1 protein-coding gene is annotated in these 1,055 nt (G+C 43.8%); it reads left to right on the top strand.

The window, feature by feature from the left end:
• Positions 1-394: 394 nt before the first annotated feature.
• Positions 395-1,018 carry a trimeric intracellular cation channel family protein gene (locus R7Q48_RS24860; RefSeq protein WP_005457667.1) on the top strand — a complete coding sequence of 208 codons (624 nt, stop codon included), beginning with the start codon at positions 395-397 and terminating at the stop codon, positions 1,016-1,018.
• The last annotated feature ends 37 nt before the right edge of the window (positions 1,019-1,055 follow it).

Genomic DNA, 1,055 nt, shown 5'->3' with positions numbered 1-1,055 from the left:
TTGAATTGCTCAAGAAAAGTGTCATTGAAAATGGTGATTAGATCTTGGTATTCGTGGGTCATCGTCGAGTCTGTACTTCAAATTGACATGCGCTGCGCATTGTCGCTGTTTTTGCAAATAAGGTAAAGGCATCCCACAGTTTTGGTTATTAGTTGAATTTATCTGAACCGACCTTTCTCAATACAATTTCTCATTCGTCAGCGTACTCATTTACTAATACACTCTCGCCTTATTTTGGTGCCACTCAAATTGCTGTTTTTCAAGCAGTTTGATTATGAGCATGTTGCTGGTTTTAATCACTTTTTAAGACTGATTAAGCCGTTTGTAAGTGTTGTTACTGCCCTAACCATTTTGTAATGGATAAACGGTAACTTTTTACTTTGAGTGTTCCCCTATGTTGCTAAGTGTGTTGTATATCATTGGTATCACGGCTGAAGCCATGACAGGTGCGTTAAGCGCTGGTAGAAGAAAAATGGACTGGTTTGGCGTTATGTTGGTAGCGAGTGCGACAGCCATTGGCGGCGGCACAGTGCGTGACATTTTATTGGGCCACTATCCTCTTGGTTGGGTCAAAAACCCTGAATTTCTGGCTATCACCTGTGTTGCTGGCGTACTAACGACTGGCCTCGCGAAATGGGTGATCAAACTAAAAGGCTTGTTCATTCGTCTTGATGCACTGGGTTTGATTGTATTTAGCATCATCGGTACCAAGATTGCGATGGGCATGGGCTTGCACCCAGGCATCTGTATGGTGTCTGCATTGGTGACTGGCGTATTTGGTGGCTTACTTCGCGATTTGATCTGTCGCCAAACTCCGTTGGTACTGCATGAGGAGCTATACGCTTCTATCGCGTTGATTGCATCCGGCCTTTACCTTGCGTTACTGGAATTCAGCGTGCCAGACGTAACAGCAACCATTGTTACCCTTGTTGTGGGTTACGTACTTCGTATGGCAGCGGTTCGATTTAAGTGGCGTTTGCCTTCTTTCCAGTTAGAAACAGAAAGCTCGCTCCACTAAGTTAAGAAAAAGAACAAAAAAGAAAAGGTTGCTCCAT

The sequence above is a fragment of the Vibrio sp. 378 genome (assembly GCF_033339435.1).
Note: the sequence above shows the minus strand (reverse complement) of the source record. Positions and strands in the feature narration are given on the sequence as shown.

What these genes read in the sequence shown, in the direction of transcription:
- R7Q48_RS24860 (WP_005457667.1), top strand. Translation starts at nt 395, where the DNA reads ATGTTGCTAAGTGTGTTGTATATCATTGGTATCACGGCTGAAGCCATG.